The 24,718-nt window shown below is 70.5% G+C and carries 19 protein-coding genes; 17 read left to right on the top strand and 2 right to left on the bottom strand.

The window, feature by feature from the left end:
* Window positions 1-35: 35 nt before the first annotated feature.
* Together B5F40_RS04680 and B5F40_RS04675 are read right to left on the bottom strand one after the other, a co-directional pair.
* Window positions 36-1,358 (bottom strand): tyrosine-type recombinase/integrase, encoded by a 1,323-nt coding sequence (locus tag B5F40_RS04680; RefSeq protein WP_087193219.1) that lies wholly within the window; start codon window positions 1,356-1,358, stop codon window positions 36-38.
* 43 nt (window positions 1,359-1,401) lie between these two features.
* Window positions 1,402-2,424 carry a hypothetical protein gene (locus tag B5F40_RS04675; protein ID WP_087193218.1) on the bottom strand — a complete coding sequence of 341 codons (1,023 nt, stop codon included), beginning with the start codon at window positions 2,422-2,424 and terminating at the stop codon, window positions 1,402-1,404.
* Between the two features lie 225 nt (window positions 2,425-2,649).
* Here B5F40_RS04675 and B5F40_RS04670 point away from each other — a divergent pair, with 225 nt between their 5' ends.
* The 17 genes from B5F40_RS04670 (at window position 2,650) to B5F40_RS04585 (ending at window position 24,658) form a co-directional block, all read left to right on the top strand.
* On the top strand, window positions 2,650-2,934 hold the full coding sequence (locus B5F40_RS04670; RefSeq protein WP_087193217.1) for a helix-turn-helix domain-containing protein: 285 nt from the start codon (window positions 2,650-2,652) through the stop codon (window positions 2,932-2,934).
* Window positions 2,935-3,181: 247 nt separating this feature from the next.
* Complete coding sequence (locus B5F40_RS04660; RefSeq protein ID WP_087193215.1) at window positions 3,182-3,403, top strand: hypothetical protein; 222 nt, start codon at window positions 3,182-3,184, stop codon at window positions 3,401-3,403.
* Window positions 3,390-4,436 (top strand): hypothetical protein, encoded by a 1,047-nt coding sequence (locus B5F40_RS16190; protein WP_087193214.1) that lies wholly within the window; start codon window positions 3,390-3,392, stop codon window positions 4,434-4,436. The genes B5F40_RS04660 and B5F40_RS16190 overlap by 14 nt, the downstream gene beginning before the upstream one ends.
* Before the next feature lie 15 nt (window positions 4,437-4,451).
* On the top strand, window positions 4,452-4,982 hold the full coding sequence (locus B5F40_RS16185) for a hypothetical protein (RefSeq protein ID WP_087193213.1): 531 nt from the start codon (window positions 4,452-4,454) through the stop codon (window positions 4,980-4,982).
* Entirely contained in the window at window positions 4,979-6,829 is a 1,851-nt protein-coding gene (locus B5F40_RS16180) for a VirD4-like conjugal transfer protein, CD1115 family (protein WP_087193212.1), read from the top strand. The genes B5F40_RS16185 and B5F40_RS16180 overlap by 4 nt, the downstream gene beginning before the upstream one ends.
* A 119-nt stretch (window positions 6,830-6,948) precedes the next feature.
* Window positions 6,949-7,170, top strand: coding sequence for a hypothetical protein (locus B5F40_RS04640; RefSeq protein WP_087193211.1), 222 nt, complete (start codon window positions 6,949-6,951; stop codon window positions 7,168-7,170).
* Window position 7,171: 1 nt separating this feature from the next.
* Entirely contained in the window at window positions 7,172-7,618 is a 447-nt protein-coding gene (locus B5F40_RS16935) for a PrgI family protein (protein WP_087193210.1), read from the top strand.
* Window positions 7,512-10,307, top strand: coding sequence for a VirB4-like conjugal transfer ATPase, CD1110 family (locus tag B5F40_RS04630; protein WP_140396419.1), 2,796 nt, complete (start codon window positions 7,512-7,514; stop codon window positions 10,305-10,307). Before B5F40_RS16935 ends, B5F40_RS04630 begins: the two co-directional genes overlap by 107 nt.
* Window positions 10,294-12,039 carry a hypothetical protein gene (locus B5F40_RS04625; RefSeq protein WP_087193208.1) on the top strand — a complete coding sequence of 582 codons (1,746 nt, stop codon included), beginning with the start codon at window positions 10,294-10,296 and terminating at the stop codon, window positions 12,037-12,039. The genes B5F40_RS04630 and B5F40_RS04625 overlap by 14 nt, the downstream gene beginning before the upstream one ends.
* An 8-nt stretch (window positions 12,040-12,047) precedes the next feature.
* Window positions 12,048-12,818 (top strand): phosphoadenosine phosphosulfate reductase domain-containing protein, encoded by a 771-nt coding sequence (locus tag B5F40_RS04620; protein WP_087193207.1) that lies wholly within the window; start codon window positions 12,048-12,050, stop codon window positions 12,816-12,818.
* Window positions 12,815-13,564 carry a hypothetical protein gene (locus B5F40_RS04615; RefSeq protein WP_087193206.1) on the top strand — a complete coding sequence of 250 codons (750 nt, stop codon included), beginning with the start codon at window positions 12,815-12,817 and terminating at the stop codon, window positions 13,562-13,564. Before B5F40_RS04620 ends, B5F40_RS04615 begins: the two co-directional genes overlap by 4 nt.
* Window positions 13,534-14,532, top strand: a complete 999-nt coding sequence (locus B5F40_RS04610) for a hypothetical protein (protein ID WP_087193205.1) — start codon at window positions 13,534-13,536, stop codon at window positions 14,530-14,532. The genes B5F40_RS04615 and B5F40_RS04610 overlap by 31 nt, the downstream gene beginning before the upstream one ends.
* Window positions 14,533-14,567: 35 nt before the next feature.
* Window positions 14,568-15,218, top strand: coding sequence for a hypothetical protein (locus B5F40_RS04605; protein WP_140396418.1), 651 nt, complete (start codon window positions 14,568-14,570; stop codon window positions 15,216-15,218).
* Window positions 15,219-15,420: 202 nt separating this feature from the next.
* Complete coding sequence (locus B5F40_RS04600; RefSeq protein WP_162457432.1) at window positions 15,421-15,717, top strand: TnpV protein; 297 nt, start codon at window positions 15,421-15,423, stop codon at window positions 15,715-15,717.
* A complete protein-coding gene (locus B5F40_RS04595) occupies window positions 15,642-21,260 on the top strand; it encodes a helicase-related protein (protein WP_087193202.1) in 5,619 nt (1,872 codons plus the stop codon). The genes B5F40_RS04600 and B5F40_RS04595 overlap by 76 nt, the downstream gene beginning before the upstream one ends.
* On the top strand, window positions 21,257-22,432 hold the full coding sequence (locus tag B5F40_RS04590; protein ID WP_140396417.1) for a hypothetical protein: 1,176 nt from the start codon (window positions 21,257-21,259) through the stop codon (window positions 22,430-22,432). Before B5F40_RS04595 ends, B5F40_RS04590 begins: the two co-directional genes overlap by 4 nt.
* 18 nt (window positions 22,433-22,450) lie before the next feature.
* The gene (locus tag B5F40_RS04585; protein ID WP_087193200.1) at window positions 22,451-24,658 is read left to right on the top strand and encodes a type IA DNA topoisomerase; all 2,208 of its coding nucleotides are present in this window, start codon (window positions 22,451-22,453) and stop codon (window positions 24,656-24,658) included.
* Window positions 24,659-24,718 lie beyond the last annotated feature (60 nt).

Here is a 24,718-nt window from a genome sequence, read left to right as displayed (position 1 = left end):
GCCTGACGATCGCGCGCATGGGCACCTCCCTCCCCTCACACGGCCTTCTCCAGCAGGGCGGCCCCGCCCGGAAGGGCGATCGCCGCCTCCCCGGCCGACGCGACCGCCCCGAGGGACGGCCCCTCCCCGAGGGCGGCGGGGCCGGGCGCCCCGCCCGCGCGCGCCGTCTCCCCGAAGGACGACCCGCTCCCCAGGCTCCTGGCGAGGGCGTCGAGGACCCCGGCCGCCTCCTCGCCCTTGGCCTCGACGTAGTGGACGTATATCTCCATCGTCGTCGCCATCCGCAGGTGCCCCATGTTGTTCTGCACCGCCTTCAGGTCGGCGTTGAGGGCGAACAGGATGGTGGCGTAGGTGTGGCGCAGCTCGTGCAGCGTGTAGGCCCCCATCCCGTGGCGTGCGGCGAACCGCCCCCAGGACCGCCTCAGGTTGTCGGGATGCGTGAAGCCGCCCTTCTGGGACGAGACCACCGGGGTGTCCGGCCCCTGCTCGATGCCGAGCGTCAGCCGGAGGAGCCGCGCTTGGCGTCCCTTCCACTCCTTCAGCATCTCCATGAGGAAGGAGGGGGCGAACAGCCTTCTCTCCCTGCCCCCCTTGGGTTTCTCAAGCGAGAGAGTGTCGGAGCTGTAGCTGTTCTCGACGTGGATGACGCCCTTGTCGAAGTCCACGTTCTTCCACCGCAGCGCGCATATCTCGCCCCGCCTGAGCCCTGCGAGCAGGGCGAGGTAGAACCCGATGGACGGGGAGCCGACGGGCAGCGCATCGGCCAGCGCCAGCATGAGGCGCACCTGCTCGAAGGAGAGGAAGGACCTCTCCTGCGTATCGTTCTTGGGCCTTTTGACCCCTTTGCAGGGGTTCTTCACGATGACCTCGTTGATCACCGCGTCCTCGAACACCTGGTTCGCCTTCACGAACACGTCGGCCCGGCGCGTCCCGGAGGCGGGCCTGCCGCTGACCGTCTCCCCTGCGGCGAGCTTGGAGAGCATGTCCTTGATGTCGTAGGGCCGCACCTCGGACACGCGCATGTCGCCGAGGTGGAGGCAGATGTTGTCGACGAGCGACTTGTCCTTGCGCAGCGTCCCCGCCGCCACATCCTCGTCCTTGGCCCGGTAGCCCATCCACTCGTCGCAAAGCTGCCGCACCGTCGTGTTGCGGGCGTCGTAGCGGGCCGAGCCCTCGATCCTCTCGCGAAGCTCCCGGAGGCAGCGGCCTCTCTCCGCCTTCGTCCTGGAGGACACCTTCATCGTCTCGCGAATCTTTTCGGTCTTCCCGGTCTTGGTGTCGAGCACGATGAACTCGCCGCGAAAGGAGCTCTTTCCACGGAACTCGCCGGTTCCCTCGCCTATGACCACGTACGCCATATCCCACCTCCTCGCTCATCCGCGCGTCGGGCGGAACGGAACCTCACTCCACCCCCACAAGGCGCTTCGCCTCGTCGATCGGGACCCCGCTGTCCCGAGCCGCCTCCTCCACGGTCATCCCCGCGGCCATGCGGCGCCTCAGCTTCATCTTCGGGGCGTTCCTCTTGTTTCGGGCCCTGTCCCTGCACGCCTTCGAGCAGTAGTCCTTCTGCTTCCCCCGCTCGTTCGTGCAGTCCATGACCCGGCCGCACTCCTTGCACACCCCGATCGCCTCGTGGGAGTACGCTTGGCCGAACTCGTGCCATATCCCTGCGAGGAGGCATTCGACCACAGGCCCGTACACGCCGTCGACGAATCCGAACCGGACGTCGGAGGTGTGGGCCATCGTGCACAGCCTCACGACCGCGTGGGCGCACTCCTCGGCCATGTCGCCGGGAAAGCCCTCTGAGGCCAAGGCGTCAATGAATGAGCGGTCCTGCCCGCTTTGGGGAGAGGCCGGATAGTAGTCGAAGGTTTCATACGTGGCCGCCACGTGGGCGCCCAAGGGGTCCACGGAAAGCCCGGCCACGACGCGCTCGCCGCCCGCCCCCTGGTAGCTCTCGCCGACGTGCGAGGACCGAACGAGGTCGCGGTACGCGCCCTCACTCCTGCCGGAGAAAAGGGAGCAGGAGGCCGTCAGGGAAAAGCCCCTCGCCCCCATCGCGACCACCACGTGCATGAAGTCGGACACGTCTCCGACGCCCGCCTTCCCGTCGCAGAACGCCTTGAGCCTTAGGACGTGGTTCAGGGCGCTCGCCGCCTCCTTCCAGTCTTCGACGCTCTCCCGTATGGCCCCGTCCTCGGGGACCCACCCCCTCGTACCAAACAGAGGGCCGTGGACGGCCGCGAAGGCCACCACCTCGTCGTCGTCCGACAGGTTGCCGAACTCGTAGAACAAGGGCGAGGGGGCGAGGGGGCGAGGGGGCGCCGCAACGGCGCTCGGCCTGAAAAGGAGATCGGAGCCCCCCGCAGGTATCGAGAGTTCGAACCCCCCTATTTCGCCCGTAAAGTCATCTTTTGCGAGCATTTTCTCTCCTTCGATACGCTATTAAATCTAATTAATAGCGTGCCACCACGATAAATCAAGATAAATACGCTTAAAAACATAATTTATAGCGTATTTATTTTAAGCCACACTATGGCAAGGAAAGCGGGGAGGTCATCGAAGAACGGAGGCCACTATGATTGACGAGCGAGAGAGGGCAAGCCGCCCAAGGCCGCCCGCCGCGCCGCCCGGGAAAAGGGGGCGGCCGTGAGGACGGGAGGGAGGGCCGCGCGCCCGGAGACCGCCGGGAGCCCCTGCATGGCCTACCTGGAAGGGTACCCGCCCATGCTCACCCCCAAGCAGGTTTCCTCCGCCCTCCAGATATGCGAGCGCACTATCCGGTTCATGTGCAGGTCGGGGGAATTCGAGCACGCGATGAAGATCGGCACGGCGTGGAGGATACCCAAGGCGTCGGTCGCCGCGCTCATCGAACGGGGCGGCGTCGAGCGCATCGACTACGTGGGGCGCCGGGACAGGGCGGGGCGGCGATGAGGGCAGGCATGCGCGACCTGCGCGCGGTCTTCTCGGACATGCCGGACATGCTCGACCCCGCCTTGGCGGCGAAAGCCCTCTGCATATCCGACAACTCGATGCGGTCCCTTTGCCGCTCCCAAGTGAGGCACCTGCGAGTCGGGAAGCTCATTCGCATCCCAAAGCAGTGGCTGATAGAGGACCTCTGCGCAATGCAGGGGAAAACCGAGGATGCCCGCGGGCATGCTCCGAACGTAGGAGGACGCTCATGAAGATGCTCACGAAACAGCAGGCGAAAGACGTGCTCGGGGTCGGAACGACGGTGTTCAGCGAGTACTGCAACCGGCACATCGACCCCATCCCCTTCGCCTACGACCCCCTGCACCCCAAGATCCTGCGCGTGTCCGAGCGCGACCTGTGGGACTGGATAAAGCGGAACTTCTGCCTCGTGAACCCTCCGACGGACGGCGACGGCCGTGAGGGATCGTGACTACCTGACGCTGCACGCCTGGATGTGGTCGAAGGCGGGCCTCGGCCTCAAGCTCGGCAGCGTCGAGCTGTGCCTCTACGCGCGCATCTACGCGTTCAGCAGGCGCGGGGCGGGCGTCTACTACGAGACGCAGGAGGCCGCCGCGCACGCCTTCGAGGTGTCCGTGCGCCAGGTGCAGCGCGCCATCAAATCGCTCTCGGAGTCCGGACTCGTCGTCGAGGTGGGCAGGTACCGCCTCGGCAACAACCGGGACTCCCGCCGCTTCAAGGTGTCCCAAGCCCGCATCGACGAGGCGGTCAGGTCGTTCGACGCGGAGGCGGCGGCGCGCGCCCTCTCGGGCGACGGAATGTCGCGCGAGGCCCTGCCCGACGAAACGTCGCCCGACCGCCGGACGGAACGTCGCGCTTCGGGCGACGGAATGTCCGGGGAGGCCGCCGCTCGGGCGACGGAATGTCGCTCCGAAAGGATGGAGGGAAGTTGCGGGTCAAATGGACATCCGTCCAAACCATCCCCGGCGGAGACGCGCAGGGCCGTGGGGGAAAAGGCGGCGGAGGCCGTGGAGCGCCTCATGGAGGCGTCGATCAACCGCCGCGCCTCCTTCGAGGAGGTGGCCGCGGCCTACGCGAGGGCCCTCGCGCGCGGGTACTCCCCCGAAACGATCGAGGAGGGCTATCGGCGCTACACGGCGAGGTACCGCCGGGACAACCCGGAGACCGCCCGGTACGCCATGCGGCTCGACAACTGGCTCTCAAGGCCGGACGGCCTCTCCTTCGACCTCCCGCCCAAGCGGAGCAGGGGGAAGCGGCCGTCGCCAGAGGAGGAGCGGAGGGCCGAGCGGGAGCGGTTCGAGCGGGCGCTCATGGACCGCAACCCCGAGTACCGGGAGCTGAAGGAGCTGGTCGGGCGCCTCTACCCGGAGATGGGGTGGGAGAAGCTGAGGGGGAGCGCCGAAAAGGCATCCCGCCTGGAGGACGAGATAAAGAGGGCGTCGGCCCGCATGGAGGAGATCGAGACCGAGGGCATCGGCGCGTAGGAAGGAGGAGAGGCGATGGACGACCTGGGAGACGATTCAGTCCAAGCGGCGGCCCGGGCATCCCGCGAGACGTTCGAGATGTGGCAGCGCGTCTCGAGGCGCGACGCGCGGAGGGGCGCCGCCGAGATGGCCGACGGGCTGCGCCGGGGCCTCGAGAGCTCCGAGGGGGAGGTGCGCGCCATCGACCCCGGGGAGGCGCGCGCCGCCAGAGACGGCGGGGAGGGCGAGCAGGGATGGAGGCGCGTAACGATGGACCCCCGGGACCGCGAGGGGATCGAGGCGCGCCTCGCGGCGGCCGGCGTGGAGATGGAGCTGTACGAGCGCTGGGACGGAGACGTGGACGTGCTGTTCCGCGCACCCGACGAGGAGGCGGTCAAGTCGGCGCTCGCCGGAATCATCTCGGAGGAGGCGCTGCGGGACGGGCGCCAAGCGGCGCGGGACCCGCTGGAGAAGCAGGTGGCCGACGCGGTCGCCGCGGAGGAGTCCCGCGAGGCGGGCCGCGCCGCGTCGAAGAGCCGCGAGATGTCGCAGGGAATCGAGCGATGAGGGGCGCCCGGAGAAAGGTCGCCGAGGCGGCCGTGGCCGGGGGCGCGGCCGCCTCGGCCTCGGCGCTCGTCGCCAACAAGCTGGCGTGGGCCGCCGCGCAGTCCCCCCAGCCGTACCCGCTCGCGCTGTCGCAGGCGATCGCCGATCTGCCCAGCGCGCTGGCGGACCCGTCCGCATGGAGCGCCGACCCGACGGCCCTGGCCCCCTCGGCGGCCGCGGGCGCGCTCGGCCTCGCCCTCGGCGCGGCGGCCGTCCTCGGCAGGAGGGAGCGCAACCTCATGCCGGGGGTGGAGCACGGGTCGGCGCGCTGGGGGACCCCCGAGGAGGCGGCCGCCTACGCCGACGCGGAGGACCCCGACAACAACATAATCCTGTCCGCGACCGAGCGCATAGCCCTCCGCCCCAAGAGGTTCGACCTCAAGACGGACTGCAATAAGAACGTGCTCGTCATCGGAGGCCCGGGGACGGGCAAGACGCGCTACATCGTCAAGCCCAACCTCGCCCAGCTCAACGCGAGCTTCTTCGTGACCGACCCCAAGGCGACCCTCCTGCCGGAGGTGGGCCAGATGCTTCTGGATGCGGGCTACGACCTCAAAGTGGTCAACCTCATAGACCTCGCCCGATCGATGCGGTACAACCCGTTCGCCTACGTTTCCGACCCCGAAACCGAGGGGGACGGCAGGTGCCAGTCGGACATAAGCCGCATCGTGAACGTCCTCATGAAGAACACCGAGGGGTCGGGAGAGCGCTCCAGGGAGGACTTCTGGGCGAAGGCCGAGCGCAACCTGTTCCGCGCGGTGATCGGCTACCTCATGTACGCGGTGAACCCCGAGGAGCGCACCTTCCCCTCCATGATAGACCTGGTGGACCTCGCAAGGTGCAAGGAGGACGACGAGGACTACATGTCGCCGCTCGACCACATGTTCCGCAAGTACGAGACGGGGGAGGCGTGGAGCGACGCAGCGGGGGACTTCGTTCGCGACCCGGCGCTCGAGCCCCATCCCAACGCGTACCCGTGCCGCATGTACCGCAAGTTCAAGCTGGGGGCCGGAAAGACCATGAAGTCCATCCTCATCTCCGTGGCCAGCCGCCTGTCCGACTTCGACAACGACGAGCTGCGCGACCTCATGTCGGACGACGAGCTGGACTTGAGCGAATTCGGGGAGCGCAGGTGCGCGCTCTTCCTCCAGATGCCCGACTCCGACTCGACGTTCTCGTTCGTCACGTCGATGCTGTTGTCGCAGTTCTTCCAGCTGAACAAGGGCAAAGCCGACACGGACTATCGCGACAAGGGAGGGAGGCTGCCCATACCCATCCAATGCTACCTCGACGAGTTCGCCAACATCGGGCGCATACCGGACGTGGAGCTGCTCGTGAACACGCTCCGGTCGCGCGGCATCTCCCTCGTCATCATCCTGCAGTCCTACGGGCAGCTCGCGATGAACTACGAGGAGAAGGCGCAGGACGCCATCGTGGACGGGTGCGACAGCATGGTGTTCCTGGGCGGGAAGTCGCAGAAGACCACCAAGATGATCTCCGAGGGGATAGGCAGCACCACCGTCGAGCACGACTCCCGGTCGAAGACCTACTCGGCCACGAACTCGTCGGGCGTGTCGGAGCAGCTGATACAGCGCGCCCTCATCGACGCCGCGGAGGTGGGCAGGATACCGCCCGATATGTGCATCGTGAGGCTCAAGGCGGCCGACTTCCAGTCGAGGAAGTACGACCTGGGGAAGCACCCCCGGTATGCGGCCATCGACCCCGGCCGCCCCGGCGCGCTCCACGCCGATCCCTTCGACGATGGGGCCTACATCAGGCGGCGGAGGGAGGAGGCGCGCGGCGGATGACGAGGGGCGGGGGCGGCGCCCCGCGACAGGCTCCTACCCCCGCGCGGCGCCCCCGCCCAAAAGGACAGACCGAGGCCCGAAGGCGACGGCCAGGGCCATTCTACATGAAAGGACCGACCATGGACCTCACATCTCTCTCCGGCATATCGACCGTCGTAGGGGCGGCCGTCGGCCTGTACGGGGGCTACCACCTGCTCTTCGGGGCCCTCAAGGTGTCCGACGCCATCAAGGACGGCCAGGGCATGTCGATGAACTCGGGGCTCGGCCAGCTCGTCGGCGGGGCGATCATCGTGGCGGTGGCCGGCGGTTTCGTGGCCCTCGCCCAGACCTGGCCCTACTGAGATGATCGAGATATCCGTCCACGCGGACGTGCGCGACTACCGGGAGAAGCCCCTGTTCGGGCTGTCGGGGCGCAAGGCCGTCTGCGTCGCCGCCGCAGCGGCGACGGCGGTCGGCCTCGGCGCGGCGCTCGTCCACGTCTGGGGAATGCGGCCCGAGGACGCCGCATGGCCGGTCATAGGGGTGTGCGTGCCCGTGTGGCTCCTCGGCTTCTGGCGCCCCCTCGGGCTGCCGGCCGAGGACTACCTCGCCGCATGGGCCCGCCACCGATTCGGGAAGAGCCGCGTGCCGAACGAAGCGGCGCGCCCCGCCGACCGCAGGGCGCGCAGGATGAGGAGGAGACATGGAGCAGCAAGGAAACCCGCTCGGGGAGAGGAACTTCTCGGACGGCCCGCGTCGCGGGGAGAGCTACGAAGGGCGAGAAGAGCTCAGAGCGTACATAGAGGATAGGCGGGCCGCGGCGGGCGACGGCTCCCTCCCCCTCCTCGGCAGGCTGCGGGCGCGCGGGGAGGCGAGGGAGGCGGAGAGGAGGCTCTTCGACAGCTCCCGCCGGACCGTCAGCGAATCGAGGGCCGCCGCCAAGAAGGCACGACGGGAGGCCCGGCGAGCCGGGAGGGAGTGCGAGGCCGCCCGCCGGGCGCAGAGCGCGGACGCGCGCCGGATTGCCACGCAGCGCGCCGGGGTCTACCGGGACGTCGACACGCTCATGCGCCGCCAGAGCCGGACGGAAAGCCGCCGCGCCGAGGCATGGTCCGACGGGCTCTCCCGCGCCCGGAGGGCGCAGGACCTCATCGGGTACTCGCTCATGTACGAGGACGGCGTGTGCGAGAGCGCGCCGGGGACGTTCTCGGAGACGCTCTCCTTCTCGGACATCAACTATCGCACGGCGTCCCCCGAGGACCAGCGGAGCGCGTTCAACGCGTGGTGCGGCGTGCTCAACTACTTCGGCCCCCAGACGGGGCTCCAGCTCAACGCCGTCTCCCTCGCGCGGGACGAGGACGCGTGCATGAGGCGCACGATGCTGCCCGAGACGGGGGGCGCGAGCGACGTCTACGTGCGGGAGTACAACCGGATGCTCGCGGACAAGGCGGCCGAATCGACGCAGGGCATCACGCGCGAGCGCTATCTGACCGTGAGCGTGCGCGCCGCGGGACGGGACGAGGCGCTCCCCCTGCTCGCGAGGGTCCGCGACGACGTGGCCGACATGCTGAGGCGCATGGGGTGCGAGGTGCGCAAGCTCGACGGGATGGACCGGCTCAGGCTCGTCCGCTCCCAGATCGCCCCGGACGGGGACCTCCCGTTCGACTACGGGCGGTCCCTCGTCTCGGGCGAGACGACCAAGGACGCCGTGGCGCCGTCGTCGTTCGACTTCTCCGCGTCCCTCGACCCCCAAGGGCGCTTCTTCAGGATCAACAACGCCCCCGCGGCGGGGGACGTGTTCGCGCAAGCGCTCGTCGCGCAGAGCTGGCCCTCCGACCTGACCGACCGGGCGCTCGCGTCGATCACCGACCTCCCCGTGCCCCTCAACGTGTCCGTCCACTACCACGCCTACGACCAGGGCGATGCGGTGGCCATGGTCCTCAAGAAGCTCGCATGGATGCGCGGAGAGAAGGCCCGCTCCCAGCAGCAGGCGTTCAGGCAGGGCCTCGACCCCGAGCTCGGGGTTTCGCTCGAGGTGCAGCACCGGGAGTCCGAAGCGGGCGACCTGCTGGACGACCTGCGCAGCCGCAGCCAGCACCTCTTCGGCGTGTCCGTGGTCGTCCTCGTGTGGGGCCGTGACCTCGACGAGCTGTCCTCGCGCGTCTACCAGGTCACGTCGGCGGCGCGCAAGGCGGGCGTCAGGCTCTCGTCCTACGACCTGCGCCAGGAGCGGGCGTTCAACTCCGCGCTCCCCCTCGGGTTCGACCACGTCCGCCTCGACCGCACCTTCACCACGGCCGAGGCCGCCATGCTGCTGCCGTTCTCCTCGCGCGAGCTCATGCAGGAGGGGGGCGTGTACTACGGGCAGAACCAGCTCTCGGGCAACCCCATCATCTTCAACCGCAAGACCCTGAAGACCCCCGCCGGGTTCATCTTCGGCAAGCCGGGGGCGGGAAAGGGGATGAACAACAAGGGCGAGATATTCAACGCGAGGTTCGGCAACCCCGACGACCACGGCATCATCGTCGACCCCAAGGGGGAGTACGGCGCGTGCATGGAGGCGTGGGGAGGCCAGTCCTTCGAGCTCGCCGTGGACAGCCCCCACCACATCAACATCTTCGACCTCAACGAGAACTACTCGGGGGCGGGGAGCAACCCCGTGCTCTTCAAGTCCGAGTTCCTCGTGGCGTTCTTCTCCGACATCCTCGCCCCCGACGGCGGGATCACGCCGGTGGAGCGGTCGATCCTCGACCGGTGCGTGAGGCAGACGTACTCCCGGTGGAGCCCGGGCGCCCCGCCCGGGGACATGCCCACGGTCGCCGACTTCTGGGACCTCCTGAGAACGCAGCCCGACCCCGAGGCCGACACGATGGCGCGGGCCCTGGAGATGTACGTGAACGGGACGCTCTCGTGCTTCTCGCACACCACGGACATCGACGCCGACGCGCCGTGGGCGAGCTGGTCCACCAAGCGCATGGGGCCGCAGCTGGCCATGGCCGGCTCCATGGCCGTCATGGACCGCGCATGGCTCCACGTGACCGAGAACGAGGGGCGGGGCGTGCGGACGTGGGTCTACATAGACGAGATACAGAACTTCGAGGGCAACCCCTACGCGATGGGGTACCTGCAGAAGTACTTCGCCGAGGGCCGCAGCTACGGCCTCATACCCACGGGGATAACCCAGCACCCCGACCGCATCCTGGGAAACGACACGTTCCGGCAGATGCTCTCGTCCTGCGAGTTCCAGATCCTGCTCGATCAATCCTACAACAACCGGATGCACCTCAAGAAGATCCTCTCGCTCTCGGACACGGAGCTCGGCTACATCAAGGACGCCGAGCCGGGGTGCGGCCTGCTCGTGGCGGGGCCGGCCGTCATCCCGTTCAGAAACGTCTACCCCAAGGGCACCGCGCTCTACCGGCTCATGACGACCAACCCGAACGAGCGCGAGGCCGAGGCGAGGGCAGCGAGGGAGGAGCACCGGGATGGGCGCGCGTAGAGACGGCCGCAGGGGGCCTCTCCTGCGCATGGTGGACGACGCGCGGAGGGACCGCGGCGACGGCCCGTTCGACTTCGCAGCTCGCGCGCGCCGAGGCGGGGGGCGCGGGGCGGCCGGGCCGCAGGGAGGGGGCGCCGCGGCCGAGCGCTCGCGCAAAGCGGCCGCGAGGAGAGCGGCGGAAGAGGAGGCCGCGCCCGAGGGCCGGGAGGCCGGGCAGGGCCCGGCAGAGGCGGCGGGCGGGCGCGGGGCGGCCCTCTTGGCGGCGGGCGGGCGCGGGGCGGGCGCGGCCGCCGCGCGCGTCGAGGGCGAGGACGAGAGCGGGAGCCTCCGCGCCGCCGGCTCGGCTGCGCGCAGCGCGCTCCGGCCTCGCCGCTCCCCCGCCGGGTCGGTCGGCCCGAGGGCCGGAGGCGCGGCGCGGAGGGAGGCTCCCCGCCGCGCCTTCCGGGCAGGGGGAGCGCGTCCGGCACCGTCCCGGCCGGCGGGGAGCGCCCTCGCGGGCCGGGGCGCGACCGCCGCCCCGAAGGGCCCGCTGGCGAAGGCGGCCGCGCTCGCGGCCGGGGGAGCCCTCCCGGCCGCCGGGGGCGCGGGGGCGGCCGCGGCGGTTGCGGCGACCGCATGCGCCGCCATCGTCGCCGTCTTCTCGTTCTCGTGGTTCTGGGAGGACGCGAACAGGGGCACCGCGGCCGTGCCCTTGCCCGCGGCTTGCGAGGCGCTGCGAGGAGAGGTCGAAGAGGTGTGCGCGGAGGTGCTCGACGAGGCGGGCTGGGCCGATTTCATCCTGGCACTCATGGCCGCCGAATCCGGAGGGGACCTGGGCGTGCCCGCAGCCGGAGGGGCGGACTACGTGTCGTGCCCCGGCGGCTGCGGAACGCCCCTGTCCTCCGTGAGGCAGGACGTCATGCAAGCGTCCGAATGCGGCTACGGGGGCGTAGTCGTGCACGGAGCGTCCCGCGGAAGCCCCGTCGCATGCTGCCCCTCCGTGGGAGAGTGGCCGTGGCGCGACGCGGGGGCATCGACGGCCCGGGCGTCCATCTACGCGGGAACGCTTTACTTCCGCGACGGGCTGGAGATGTGGAGCGGCTACCTGGGGGAGATCGGCATCGAGGACGCGGGGAAGCTCGCCCTCATAGCGCAGGGCTACAACTACAACATGTCGGCATGGTTCTCGTGGTGCCAGGCGCGCGGCATCGAAGAATGGTCCATCGACGCCTCCGAGGAGTTCCAGGCGACGCTCCCCGAGGGCTTCAAGGGCACGGCGAACCACGCCGAAAAGGTGATGGCCTACTATCCGTGGGGGACCGGGTCCGAAGGTGGAAGCGATGCGCAGCGGTCCCTCGCGGACATAGCGCGTCAGAACGCGACGAACTCCCCTTACTACCAGCAGCAGTGCGCCAGATGGGCGAACGACATGTACGACAGGGCTTTCGGGTCCGGAGCGTGCGCCCGGTACGCGTCGGCCTGGGACGACTGGCTCGCGAACGGGGTGTCGGAGGACGCGGGGGCCATCCCCGTCGGGGCGGCGGTGTACGCGTCGGGCTGGCCCTACCCCGGGCTCGGGGCGGAGAACCCCTACGGGCACGTGGGCATCTACCTCGGAGACGGCCAGGTGGCCGACTACTCTCGGGTGTGGAGCCTGCTGGAATGGGCCTCCTCCCAGTACGCGAACTGCAACGGGCGCGTGGGCTGGCTCGGATGGGGCTGGCTTTCCGGAGACGACCTTTCGAGGAGGTGAGGGACCGGATGGAGCAGGATCGGAGCGGATACCACGCCGTCTCCCTGAGCGGGGGCAAGGACAGCACGGCGATGCTCCTCATGATGGTCGAGAGGGGCATGAGGGTTGACGCGGCGGTGTACGCGGACACGGGCATGGACCTCCCCGCCATGGAGGCCCACCTCGCGCGCGTCGAGGAGCTGTCGGGCGTGCCCGTCGTCCGCGTCCGACCCCCGCTCTCGTTCGAGCACTACCTGCTCGACCACGAGATCACGCGCGGGAAGCGGGCAGGCGGCCGCGGCTACGGCTGGCCGCGGCCGCGCGCCCGATGGTGCACCGCCCGGCTCAAGGTCGAACCGATCGCGCGCCACCTCCGCGCCGCGAGCGCGGGGAGGCCCGTGACCCAGTACCTGGGGATAGCGGCCGACGAGGCGCCTCGCCGGAGAAGGGAGAGGCGCGGGGTGCGCTACCCGCTGGCCGAATGGGGCGTGACGGAGGCGGACGCCCTGGACTACTGCCGGAGGCGGGGACTCGACTGGGAGGGCGAGTACCGGCATTTCAACAGGCTCTCATGCTGGTGCTGCCCCCTCCAGTCCCTCCCCGACCTGCGCGCGCTGCGAAGGCGGCACCCCGACCTGTGGAGCTTGCTGGGCCGCATGGACGAGCGGGCCTGGAACACGTTCCGCATAGGGTGCTCCGTCGCCGACCTGGAGCGGCGGTTCGCCTCCGAGGACGCGCAAGAGGGCCCGGCGGGCGGCGCCCGGACGGGAATCGACGCGAGAGACAAGGAGATGCCATGAGAGGGAAGAGGGCGGCGATCATCGCCGTGGCGGCCGCGGTCGCGCTGTTCACCGGGGGCACGGCCGCCCGATGCGCGGCCATGGTGGCCGCAGGAGACGGAGCGGCGGGCCAGCAGGAGAACGCCCAGGAGCGCGGGGAGGACGGCCAGGGCCTTCCGGACGGCGAGGCGGCCCCGCCCGGGGCGCAGGACCTCCTGGCGAGGCTCGGATCGGCCCCGTGGTCGGACGCCACAGGGTCCATCGTCCTCGAGTTCGGCGACGGGACGTTCACCGAGCGTCGGGCGGGAGAGTCCGAGGGCGTCGTCACGGAATTCTCCATCGAGAGCGTGGACGCGAGGCCGAACGGGACGACCGCGGTCATCGAGGCCGGCGGCGAGCACGTGGCGCTCTCCCTGTCGCTCCCCTCCGAGGGGGCGGCGGCGGTCGAGTCCCCCGCGTTCAAGCTGGCCCCCTCGTATCGGGGAAGCGCCGAGGCGGCCTATGAGGTCAACGGGGTCACCGAGGAGGCCGCGGCCCTCGCCGCGGCGGCCCCGGAGGAGGTGGAAGCCGCCGTCGCCGAGCACTGCCGCGCCAACCTGCCCGCGGCGACCCGCGCCGAGTTCACGGGCCTGGCGTCGGTCGACTTCGATGCGGGCACCGCGACGCTCTACTTCGCCTCCGAGTTCGCGCCGGGGGTGGAGGTGGCCGCCGTCTGCGACGGGAAGGGCGGGATCGCATGCTCCACGATGGCCGGAGGGCCGTCGTGACGCGCGCGTCCGCGGGCAGGATCGCCCTGTGCCTCGCGCTGGCCCTCGCTGCGACCGCCGCCCTCCCCGGGACGGCCTGGGCCGACATCGGCACCGATATAAACAACTGGCTCTGCGGCCTGTGCAACGACCTCGGCCGCACCCTCGCCTCCGTCTCCACCGACCTCGTGGGGGCGCTGGCCGCCGGAACCGTTCTCTCGCAGATGCAGCACGGCGGCCTGGGAGAGCTCCTCTCCGGAGTGCACGAGATGGGCAGCGCCGTCAACGCCAACGCCGTCCGTCCGCTCGCCTACTGCGTCCTGGCGCTGTCGATGGTCCTCCAGTTCGTCAAGCTGACGCAGCGGGCAGACGGCTCCATGACCGGGATGCCCGGGCTTGAGAACATCTGCATGCTGCTCGTAGGGTACGCGGTAGGCAAGCTCCTCATCGACAACTCGATGCAGATATGCGATGCGATCTACCGCACGGCGGGGAAGGTCATGGCGTCGATCACCGCGGCGAGCGGCGTCGCCGCGCAGTCGATGCCCGACGCGGCCTTCGAGAGCACCGACATAGCCGTCTGCCTCGTCGTGCTCGTCGTCTGCTGCCTCCAGATAGCCTGCGCGTTCGCTGCGCACGTGGTCGCCCAGCTGCTCGTGTATGGCCGAGCGGTCCAGATATACGTGTACGCCGCGTTCTCGGCCCTGCCCATCGCCCTGCTCGGCGTGGACGGCACGCGCGGCGCGGGGCTCGGGTTCCTCAAGAGCTTCGCCGGCGTCGCCCTCGCCAACGCGCTCCTGCTCGCCGTCCTGTACTTCTTCCCGGCGATCATCTCCTCCATCGGGTACGCGAACCTCGGAGACATGGGAGCGGTGGGGCAGCTCGCCGATGCCATGGGGGTGTTCGCCCAGTGGCTCGCGCTCATGCTCGTGATGCTCGTCGCCATGTGCAAGACCGGCTCGTGGGCCCGCGAGATACTGGGAGGATAGGCCGGAGGCGGCGCGGAGAGGGCAAAGGTGCCCATATGGGCACCTCGGCATCGCGGCGGGGCGAAAGCGCACAATGGGAGAACCATCCGACGAGAGAGGAGGCCAAAATGGAGTACGCCGAGACGAGGGGCGCGACGGGAGGGGTCCCGCAGGAGGAGAGGGTGCCCAAGGTGTACCTCACCGTCCCCACCGAGCCCTACGTGCGAGAGGTGGCGAAACGGGACGGGACGACGTTCAACGAGGTGAAGGTGCCCGCCCACGCGGAGATAGGGGGCAAGCCCCTCGGCAACGGGTGGGTGTTCAACCCCCTGTTCGTCGACGAGTCGAGGTACTCGTCGGCCATGAGCGTCATCCCCCTGCTCGCCGACCGCGACGTGCGCCTTCATCGCGATGTCCTGCTCTACGACCGCCGGGAGAACAGGCTGAAGCCCGCACTCGACCCGGACGGCAGGAGGCTCCAGGAGAGGATCGAAGTCTCGCCCCAGGCCCTCGAGGAGGCCATCGTCCAAGCGCTGACCACCGTCCCCGAGCGCGGCGACGAGGCCCGCGGGCGCGGCGAGCGCCCCGAGCCCGCGCGGCGAGAGAGCCTCTCGGCGCAGCAGGCCGCCGCTGTCGGGGCAGAGGGGTCGCGCGAGGCGGCCCGCCCGCAGACGGCCCCGGCGGCGTTCAGGGGCATGTCCATCTAGACGGCCCACCTCGATCCGGCCGAGCATCGCACAAGGAGGTCAGCATCCCGCATGGCGCGCATGAGAAGAAACGCCGTGGTTCCGGGGCAGCTATCGCTGGACCTGTTTTCCCAGGACGCCCCAGAAGTGGACAAGCCGGAGGAGCTCGCCTATAATGATAAACTGGGTTTTTTTACGGTTTTTCAAGGAAAGGAGCAAGGATATGCTGACGGATCAGGCGTACAGCGGGTACGCGGCGATGCGGCTGGCGTTCCTGGAGGAGAACGCCCCGGCCCTCTTGGAGGGCATGAGGGAGGCGGGAACGCTGGACGCCCACCTCGAGGAGACGGAGAAGCTCGTGAACGAGAGGAGGGCCCAGCTGGAGGAGGTGTACCGCGTCCAAGCGGGGGCCGACGAGGAGCAGAAGGCGCGCGACTGGGGGGCGTGGTACACGGCGGCGATGGCGGCCCAGATGAAGGCGCGCTCCCAAGCGGTCAAGGAGGTGGTCGAGGCCCTGTAGGGCTCCCCAAGGTAGACCTGGGAGCGCAGGCGGGCGGCGGCCCCGCGGGCCACGCGGCCCGCAACCTCGCCGCCATCGAGGCCCTGGCCGCCGTCCGCGAGCGCGGCGGGAGCCCGACGGCCGACGAGGCGAGGGCCCTCGCCGCCTACTCGGGATGGGGCCCGTGCGCAGACGCGTTCTCGGGCAGAGGGGAATGGGCGGGAACCCTCGCGCGCCTCGAGGAGCTGCTCTCCCCCGACGAGCTGGCGAGCGCCCGGTCGTCGGTCCTGACCGCCTATTACACGCCCGAGGAGGTCGTGCGCGCGATGTACGGCACGCTCGGGCGCATGGGGTTCGGCGGGGAGGGGGTCGCGGGCGACGTGCTGGAGCCCTCGTGCGGCGTCGGCAACTTCATGCTCGCCGCGCCCGAGGGGTACCGGTTCCGCGCCGTCGAGGTGGACCCTCTGTCGGCGGCCATCGCGCAGGCGCTGTCCCCCGACGCGGAGGTCGTGTGCGCGCCGTTCGAGGAGTGCGCCTTCCCCGAAGGGTCGTTCTCGGCCGTGATAGGAAACGTCCCCTTCTCGGACAGCATCAAGATCGCCTACCCGGGCGTCGGGACGCTGGCCATCCACGACTACTTCGTCCTCCGGTCGCTCGACGCGGTGCGGCCGGGCGGCGTCGTCGCGGTGGTCGCGTCCCGCTTCCTGATGGACAAGCGCGGCGAGCGCGTGCGCAGGGAGATGGCGCGCAGGGCCGAGCTGGCGGCCTGCGTGCGCCTGCCCGGGAATGCGTTCCTCGAGCAGGCGGGGACCGAGGTCACGGCTGATGTCATCTTCCTGCGCAAGAGGCCGGAGCGCCTCGAGGACGCCGACGAGCCCTGGGTGCGCTCCGTCGAGGTCGAGGGGGCGTTCGTCAACGCGATCGTCGCGCAGAGGCCCGAGTGCGCGGCGGGACGGCTCTCCATCGTGCCGGGCAGGTTCGGCCCCGTCCCCGCGGTCAGGCGCGAGGGGGACGAACCTTTGTCCGACGCCATCGAGAGGCTCGCGGCCAAGCAGCTCGAGCGAGTGGAGGACGCGCCGGGGACGCGAGCCCGCGCGATGGCGGCGAAGGCGCCGGAGCCCTACATCGCGAAGGCGCCGAAGCCCTCCGGCGACTACGAGTACGTCCTGGACGAGGGCGGCCGCGTGTGGTTCGGCAACGGCAGCACCGTCGAGCCCGTGCCCCTCCCCAGGAGGGACGCCGACCGCCTCGCGGGCATGGTCCGCATCCGCGACCTGGCCAGGGCCCTCCTCGCCCTCGAGGCGTCCCCTTCGGCGGACGAGCGGCAGGTCGAGTCGGCCATGAGGGCGCTCAACGACGCGTACGACCGCTTCGTCATCTTGCACGGGCGGCTCTCCGACAAGCGCAACGCCAAGCTCTACAGCCCCTCCGAAGCCTCGTACTACCTCCTGGCCGGCCTCGAGGTGACGGACGCCAAGGGGGAGTTCGTCTCCAAGGCGGACGTGTTCACCCGGCGCGTCGTGGCGGCCGAGCGCCCGCCCCTCGAGCGCGCCGAGTCCGCCGCCGACGCGCTGGCCTACTCGATCGACCGCAAGGGAGGGTTCGACCTCTCCTACATAGCAGGGCTCCTCGGCACGGACGAGGCCGGGGCGCTCGAAGAGCTGGGGGACCTGGCGGTGGTCGACCCCGAGACGGGCGAGGCGCTCATGGCCGACGAGTACCTCTCCGGCAACCTGGCCGGGAAGAGGGAGTGGCTCGAATCGGAGATAGGCCGGCTCAAACGCGAGCCGGAGGAGGGCAGAAGGGCGGCATGGCTCGCCGAGCGCGGGCTGGACGCCGTCGAGCCGGAGGAGGGGCCGTGGCCGGACCTCAAGAAGGACCTCGCGAAGTCGGGGGCCTGGGCCTCGGCCGTCAACCCGCTCGCAGCCGAGAGGTACGTGGCCGTGGGCGCCGTCCTGAACGGAAAGGGCTTCGCCGGCAGGTCGGCGGGATGCGGCATGGCGGCCGTCCGCGACCTGCTCGAGGAGTCCTCGCGCAGCGAAACGCCCGCAGACGCCGCCATGCTGAACTTCCTGACGCCGGAGTTCGAGGCTGCGGGATGCCCTCCGGGCGAGACGGCCGCGTACGGAGCGCTCCTCGCGTCCCTTCACGCCCCGAAGTCGGACGCCGCCTTCGCGGCGATGGCCCGCATGAGCCTGGACATGGCGCGGGCGGCGTGCCGAGCAGCGGGAATCGACGCCCCGATCCGCATTGCGGGGGACGCCGCCGCACGGGCGCTCGCGGAAGACGAAGCCCTCCCGGAGTACCTCTTGGAGATCGCCTTGGAGGAGGAGCCCTCGTACTACGGACGCAGGACCTACCTGCGGGCCACGCCGGAGGGCTTGGCCGCGTTCAAGAGGCAGCGCCGCACCTTCCTCGAGTCCAATCCGCGCGAGGAGGACGAAGGGCGCGTGCGGAAGCTCGAACGGCTCCTCGAAAGGGTGAGGGCCGCCATGCCGCCCGAGCTCGGCCCGGCCGACATAGCCCTCACGCTCGGGAGCCACTGGGTCCCGCCGAAGATCGTGCACGACTTCGCCGTCGAGACGTTCGGCCTCCCGACGCGCAACGACGCGGTCATGCGCGGGTTCTCCGTGGCCCGTTCGGACGTGCTGGGGCAATGGAGGGTATCCTGCTCGGGGACCGCCTCCCACGTGCGCGCCGCGGCCCGGGAAGCGTACGGCACTCCCGAGCGAAGCTGCTTAGACATACTCTCCTCGGCGCTCAACTCGACCGACCTGACGGTCACGAGGGAGGGGCGCGACGGGGAGAGGAGGAGGGACCATGCGGCGACGATGGCGGCGTGGGAGCGCAGGCGCGCCCTCGTGGAGCGGTTCAAGGAATGGGCGTGGGAGGATCCCGGGCGCGCCGCCGAGCTCTGCCGCATCTACAACTCCCGGTTCAACGCCACCGCGCCCAGATCCTACGACGGATCGTCGCTCACGTTCCCCGGCATGTCATCGGCCGTCGAGCTGACGAAGCACCAGCGGGACGCCATCGCGCGCGCCCTGCTCGCCCCGGAGGGCACGCTCATAGCCCACGTGGTGGGCGCGGGCAAGACGTTCGACGGGATAGCGGCGGCATGCGAGGCGCGCCGCCTCGGCAAGGCCAGAAAGCCCCTCGTCGTCGTGCCCAACCACCTGACCGAGCAGTGGGCCGCGGACTTCGTCCGGCTCTACCCGTCGGCGCGCATCCTGGTGATGGGCCGGGAGGACATGCGCGGAGCCGAGGCCGTCAAGCGGTTCTGGGGGCGGGCCGCCACGGGGGACTGGGACGCGGTGATCGTCGCCCAGTCGCGCTTCGGCATGGTGCCCGTCTCCCCCAGGCGCAGGATCGCGGCCCTCGAGAGCCGCGTGGAGGAGTTCGCTCAGGCTCGGGAGGCCGCCGACGAGTCCGGCAACCTACCGAGCGTGAAGCGCATCGAGGCCGCCCGGAAGGCGTCGGAGCGCAAGATGGAGCAGCTGCGCGCCGAGATCGACCCCGAGGGGGTGTACTTCGACGACCTGGGCTTCGACATGCTCGTCGTCGACGAAGCCCACAACTACAAGAACCTCGCGGTGGCGACCTCGATAAGCGTGTCGGGGATCAGCGTGTCGGGATCGCAGAAGTGCGAAGACCTCCTGGACAAATGCGACCTCATCAGAGAGAAGAACCCGTCGAACCTCGTGTTCCTCACCGGCACCCCGGTGTCGAACAGCATGAGCGAGCTCTACAACATGCAGCGCTACCTCGCCCCCGGGCTCCTCGAATCCCAGGGGACGTCCTCGTTCGCGTCGTGGGCCTCCACCTTCGGCGAGATCACCGAGTCGGTGGAGCTCAGGCCGGAGGGCACGGGATTCCACATCAAGCAGCGGTTCGGGCGCTTCCACAACCTTCCGGAGCTCATGGCCTCGTTCCACTGCTACGCGGACATCAAGACGAACTCGGACATCGAGCTCGACCTGCCCGAGTGCCGGATCGTCCCCGTGGCCGTGGAGGCGACGCCCGAGCAGCGCGAGGCTGTGGGGGAGCTCGCCGACCGCGCGGCGCTCGTGCGGAGCGGGGCGGTGGACCCCGACGTGGACAACATGCTCAAGATAACGGGGGACGGGCGCAAGGTGGCGCTCGACCCGAAGCTGCTCGACCCGGACGGGGACTCCGACCCGCTCGACGGGGGCAAGGTGGACGCCTGCGCCCGGAAGGTCGCTTCCATATGGCGCGAGACGGAGCGGGAGCGGGGATGCCAGCTCGTGTTCTGCGACGCGTCCACGCCCGCCTCGGGGAAATGGAACATATACGAGGACCTGCGCGAGCGCCTCTCGGCCCTCGGGGTGCCCCCCTCCGAGGTCGCATTCGTGAGCGACGCGCCCACGCCGAAGAGGCGCGAAGAGCTGTTCGAGCGGGTCCGGGAGGGGCGCACCCGCATCCTCGTCGGCAGCACGCAGAAGCTCGGGACGGGGACGAACGTCCAGACGCGCCTCGTGGCGACCCACGACCTCGACTGCCCGTGGCGCCCGTCCGACCTCGAGCAGCGCCTCGGCCGCATCGTGCGCAGGGGCAACCTCAACGAGCGCGTGAGCGTCTACCGGTACGTGACCTCCGGGACGTTCGACAGCTACCTGTACCAGCTGGTGCAGAACAAGCAGGCGTTCATCAGCCAGGTGTTCACCTCGGAGTCGCCGGTCCGCGAGGCGTCCGACCTCGACGAGACGGTGCTGTCCTACGCCGAGATAAAGGCCCTCGCCACGGGCGACCCCAACATCCAAAGGCGCATGGAGCTGGAGAACCGGTTCGGGCAGCTCACGCTGCTGCGCTCGGCGCATTCGAAGCAGCAGGCGGACCTGCGCACGCGCATCGAGGCGCTGATCGCGCCCCGCGTCGAGGGCCTCTCCCGGAAGCTGGAGGCGGCGCGGAGCGACGGGCCGCGCGCCCGCGCCGCGCCGCCGCAGACGACGGAGGGCGGCGAGTGGAGGGGCATGGAGGTCATGGGCGATCGCCTCTCGGACAGGGGGGCGGCGTGCAGGGCCCTGTGGGAGCTGCGCGGGCGCGGCCGCCCCGGCCTTTCGGAGAGGGTCGGCAGCTACCGGGGGTTCGACGTGATGATGACGGCCGACCCCGACCCCCTGTCGGGGGACCCCATCCCCCGGATCGCCCTCGCGGGCGCCTGCGAGCACCGCGCCCCGAAACCCCTGCCCCATCCTTCGGCATCCGTCCAGGGATCGGCGATCGCCCAGATGGACCGCGTGATCTCCGAGATCGCGCAAGCCGAGGGGAAGCTGGAGGGGAAGCTCGCCGAAGCCCGCGCGGAGCTAGAGGAGGCGAGGGCGGAGCTCGGAAGGCCGTGGAGCCACGAGCGCGAGTACTCGGAGCTGTCCCGCCAGCTCGAAGAGCTCAAGAGGGACGAGAAAAGGACCCGCCGGCCCGCGTCGGCCCGGCGCATTGAGGGCCTGGCGCAGCAGATGGAGGAGGCGCGCGCCGCGTCCGCATCGACCGACGCGACGAAGGGCGCTGCGGAAAGGGCGAACGAGAGGGAGGAGACGCTGACATGAGGATGACGGACGCGCTGAGGACCAGGCTGAGGGACGCCCTCGCGGAGGCGGACGGCGCGGAGCCGACGCCCGAGCGCGCGAGGGAGCTCGAGCGCAGGGTCGAGGAAGCCGCGCGCGAGGGGCGCTGCCGCGTCGACTTCGAGGGGGCCGCCTCCGAGGCGTCGATCGCCTTCAGGCCCTACCGCGACGCGGAGTCCGGAGAGTGGCGCGCGGCTGCGGACGGGGAGAGGGTGGCCGAGCTCGTCTCCCGCGCCCATCTCGAGGCGGAGGCGGCCCGCGGCCCCAGGGAGGACGGCCCCATGCTCGTCGCGGACGCGGCGGACGGAACCGGGTCGTGGCTCGGCTACAACGGAGCCCCGGCCCCGGGAGGGCCCTCGCTCGGCACGTTCGACAGCCGCGGCGAGGCGGCCCTCTTCGCGCGCGGGGTGGGCCTCCCCCTCCGCGCCGACATGGCGGCCTGGCGCGCGGCCGACAGGGAGGCCCTGCGCCGAGGCAGCGCCGCGCAATCGCTCCTCGACGGCCCCTGGGGCATACGCGGGGAGGAAGTGCACGGGGTCATCGACGCGGCCGAGAGGGCCTGGCGCATGCTCGGAGCCTCCCGCCCCCTCGACTGGATCGCGAGCATCTTGGCGGACGCCTTGGCCGAGACGGAGGGCCGGCTCTCCTTCGCCGACGCGCCCCGACTGCCCGAAGACGAGCTCGCGAGGATCCTCCGCGAGGCCCTGGAAGGGGGCGAGGGGCGCCTTCTCGACGAATGCGACCTCGCGATCCTCGAAATCGCCGCCCATCCCGAACGGGCCGGAACGGCGGGAACGTGGAGGCCGGGAGGGCCGGGCAAGGAGGGGCTCCTCGCGGAGGTGTCCCTGTCCGAGGCCCATCCCGGCCGCATGCGGTGGGCGCTCTACGAGGCGGACCCCGAGACGGGAGCGCTCGGAGCGAAGGAGGAGGGCGTCTCGTCCGGGTACGGGAGCTTCGAGGAGTGCGCCGAGTACGTCCTCGGCTGCCCGTCCGTCGCCTTCGCCCATCCGGGGAAGCCGACCTCCTCGGACCTGGCGCCTCCCGCGCGCGGCGCCGGGAGGCGCGGGCTGGGCGAGCGGATGGACGACGCGAGGCGCGAGGCGGACCAAAGGGGCTCCGCGCCGAAAGGGACGGAAGGCCGGGAGGCCAGATAGTCGAGAGAGGAGGAGCCGTTGAAGAGGCTCATAGTCGCAGAAAAGCCGAGCGTCGCGAGGGCCATAGCGCGGGCGGTCGGAGCGGACAGGGAGGAGGACGGGTTCCTCGAGGGCGAGCGCGACGTGGTCACTTGGTGCCGCGGGCACCTGGTCGAGCTCTCCCCTCCGGACAGGTACCCCGAGTGGGCGGGGCGCTGGAACCCCGACGACCTGCCCATGGTGCCGGAGGAGTGGCTTTGGGAGCCTTCGGAGGAGGACGGCGCCGCGCGCCAGCTCGGCATCGTGACGTCGCTCATGGGAAGGGGCGACGTCGCGGAGCTGGTGAACGCCTGCGACGCCGACCGCGAGGGGGAGGGCATCTTCCGGCGTGTGCTCTCCCATGCGGGGTGCCCGAAGCCCGCCCTCCGGTTCTGGAGCACGGCGCTCACTCCGGAGGCCGTGGAGAGGGACCTTGCCGCCATGCGCCCTCTGTCGGACTACGACGGGCTGGCCGACGCGGCCGAAGGCAGGGCGAAGGCCGACTGGCTCGTCGGGCTCAACGCCACGCGCGCCTACGCGTCCCTCTACGGTGCGCAACTCACGGCGGGGCGCGTGCAGACGGCGGTGCTCTCCCTCGTCGTCGAGAGGACCCGGGCGGCCCGGTCGTTCGAGGCCGTTCCGTTCTGGCTGGTCGAAGCCGATCTCGGCGGCTTCGCGGCCGAGTCCGGCAGGTTCGGCTCGCGCGAGGAGGCCGAGGCCGCGGCCGAGAAGGTGCGCGCGGCCGGGACGGCGGCCGTGGAAGCGGCGGAGAGGAGGGAGGAGCGGCCCAAGGCGCCGCCGCCCTACGACCTCACGGCGCTCCAGCGCGACGCCGCCAAACGCTGCGGGCTGACCGCCGACGAGACGCTCAAGGCCCTCCAGTCCCTCTACGAGCGCGGCCTGGTCACTTACCCGCGCACGGAATCGCGCCGCATCTTGGAAAGCGACGCCGAGGACGCCTCCCGCGCGCTCGCCCAAATCGCGCGGCCCGAGGTGGCCGGGGCCGCCGCCGAGGCATTCGACATGGGGAGGGCGAGCGTCCGCGCGATCATCGGCGACTCCGAGGTGTCCGGGCACGGGGCGATAGTCCCCACGAGGATGATGGACGCGCAGGCGTTCGGGCGCCTGGAGGGCCGGGAGAGGAGGGTCGCCCTCCTCGTGTGCTGCCGGCTGCTCTCGGCCACCATGCCCCCGGCGGCGCGGCGCCGGACCAAGATCGTCGCGAGGGCCGGGGGCGTCGAACTGCGCGCCTCGTCGTGCGAGACGCTGGAGGCCTCGTGGGAGGCCGTCGAGGACGCCTGCGCGGCGATGCTCGGAGGAGAATCGGCGCGCGGCGCCGGTAGGGGCGGCGCGCCCATCCCCGAGGACGTCGCGCGAGGGGGCGCCCTCGGGCTGGGAGGCGTGGAAGTGAAGAGGGGCGAGACCTCCCCGCCGAAGCCCTACACCGAGGACGGGCTGCTCGAGGCTATGCAGCACGCCGGAAGGCTCATCGGCGACGCCGACTTGCGCGCCGCCATCGACGACGACTCGTCCCACTCGGGAGGGCTGGGGACGCCCGCCACGCGGGCGTCGATCATCGAGAAGATCATAGGCCGCGGGTACGCCGAGCGCAAGGGCCGCGCCATCGTGTCGACCCCCGACGGCGAGGCCCTCGTCGACCTCGTGGACGAGGGCCTCAAGTCCCCCGAGCTCACCGCCCGCTGGGAGCGGGCGCTCTCCCTCGTCGAGCGCGGCGAGATGCCCCTCGGCGACTTCATGAGCCGGATCGAGTGCTATACGCGGGAGGTGGTCGCCGCGGCCAAGGAGTCGTTCGATCCGGCAAGGACAGTCCGTCGGCGAGCGGAGGAAGCGGGCGCGTGCCCGCGGTGCGGCAGCCCCGTCGTCAGAACCGGGGGCGTCTACCAATGCAGCAGCAACCGCTCCCGAAGGGAGGAGGACGGCTCGTGGACCCTGACGGCAGGATGCGGGTTCAAGCTGTTCCCGACGGTGGCCGGCAAGAAGCTCACGGGGTCCCAGGTCGAAAAGCTGCTTTCCGGAGAGACCGTGCGCGCCAAGGGGCTCAGGTCGAGGAAGGGGTCCTCCTTCGAGGCGGGGCTGAGGCTGTCCCCCGGAGGGGAGGTGGAGCTCGTGTTCGGCGAAAGGCGGCGAAAGGACGGCCCCGCCCCCTCCAAGCAGAGAATCAGGAGTTGTCAAAATGATATCAAATGAAGCGATCTACATACCATTTGCTATACTTTTAGGACACGCACCTGCCAAGAGGAAGGAGGC

The organism is Gordonibacter sp. An230 (assembly GCF_002159915.1).
Lineage (GTDB): Bacteria > Actinomycetota > Coriobacteriia > Coriobacteriales > Eggerthellaceae > Rubneribacter.
The sequence above is the reverse complement of the archived record's forward strand: the minus strand, read 5'-3'. Positions and strand labels throughout refer to the sequence as shown.

Excerpts from the sequence above, each read along its gene's own strand:
- B5F40_RS04605 (WP_140396418.1), top strand. The coding sequence starts at position 14,568 with ATGGGCACCTCGGCATCGCGGCGGGGCGAAAGCGCACAATGGGAGAAC.
- B5F40_RS04620 (WP_087193207.1), top strand. The coding sequence starts at position 12,048 with ATGGAGCAGGATCGGAGCGGATACCACGCCGTCTCCCTGAGCGGGGGC.
- B5F40_RS04590 (WP_140396417.1), top strand. The coding sequence starts at position 21,257 with ATGAGGATGACGGACGCGCTGAGGACCAGGCTGAGGGACGCCCTCGCG.
- B5F40_RS04630 (WP_140396419.1), top strand. The coding sequence starts at position 7,512 with ATGGAGCAGCAAGGAAACCCGCTCGGGGAGAGGAACTTCTCGGACGGC.
- B5F40_RS16185 (WP_087193213.1), top strand. The coding sequence starts at position 4,452 with ATGGACGACCTGGGAGACGATTCAGTCCAAGCGGCGGCCCGGGCATCC.
- B5F40_RS04610 (WP_087193205.1), top strand. The coding sequence starts at position 13,534 with ATGCTCCACGATGGCCGGAGGGCCGTCGTGACGCGCGCGTCCGCGGGC.
- B5F40_RS04680 (WP_087193219.1), bottom strand. The coding sequence starts at position 1,358 with ATGGCGTACGTGGTCATAGGCGAGGGAACCGGCGAGTTCCGTGGAAAG.
- B5F40_RS04625 (WP_087193208.1), top strand. The coding sequence starts at position 10,294 with ATGGGCGCGCGTAGAGACGGCCGCAGGGGGCCTCTCCTGCGCATGGTG.
- B5F40_RS04660 (WP_087193215.1), top strand. The coding sequence starts at position 3,182 with ATGAAGATGCTCACGAAACAGCAGGCGAAAGACGTGCTCGGGGTCGGA.
- B5F40_RS16935 (WP_087193210.1), top strand. The coding sequence starts at position 7,172 with ATGATCGAGATATCCGTCCACGCGGACGTGCGCGACTACCGGGAGAAG.
- B5F40_RS04600 (WP_162457432.1), top strand. The coding sequence starts at position 15,421 with ATGCTGACGGATCAGGCGTACAGCGGGTACGCGGCGATGCGGCTGGCG.
- B5F40_RS04615 (WP_087193206.1), top strand. The coding sequence starts at position 12,815 with ATGAGAGGGAAGAGGGCGGCGATCATCGCCGTGGCGGCCGCGGTCGCG.
- B5F40_RS04640 (WP_087193211.1), top strand. The coding sequence starts at position 6,949 with ATGGACCTCACATCTCTCTCCGGCATATCGACCGTCGTAGGGGCGGCC.
- B5F40_RS16180 (WP_087193212.1), top strand. The coding sequence starts at position 4,979 with ATGAGGGGCGCCCGGAGAAAGGTCGCCGAGGCGGCCGTGGCCGGGGGC.
- B5F40_RS04675 (WP_087193218.1), bottom strand. The coding sequence starts at position 2,424 with ATGCTCGCAAAAGATGACTTTACGGGCGAAATAGGGGGGTTCGAACTC.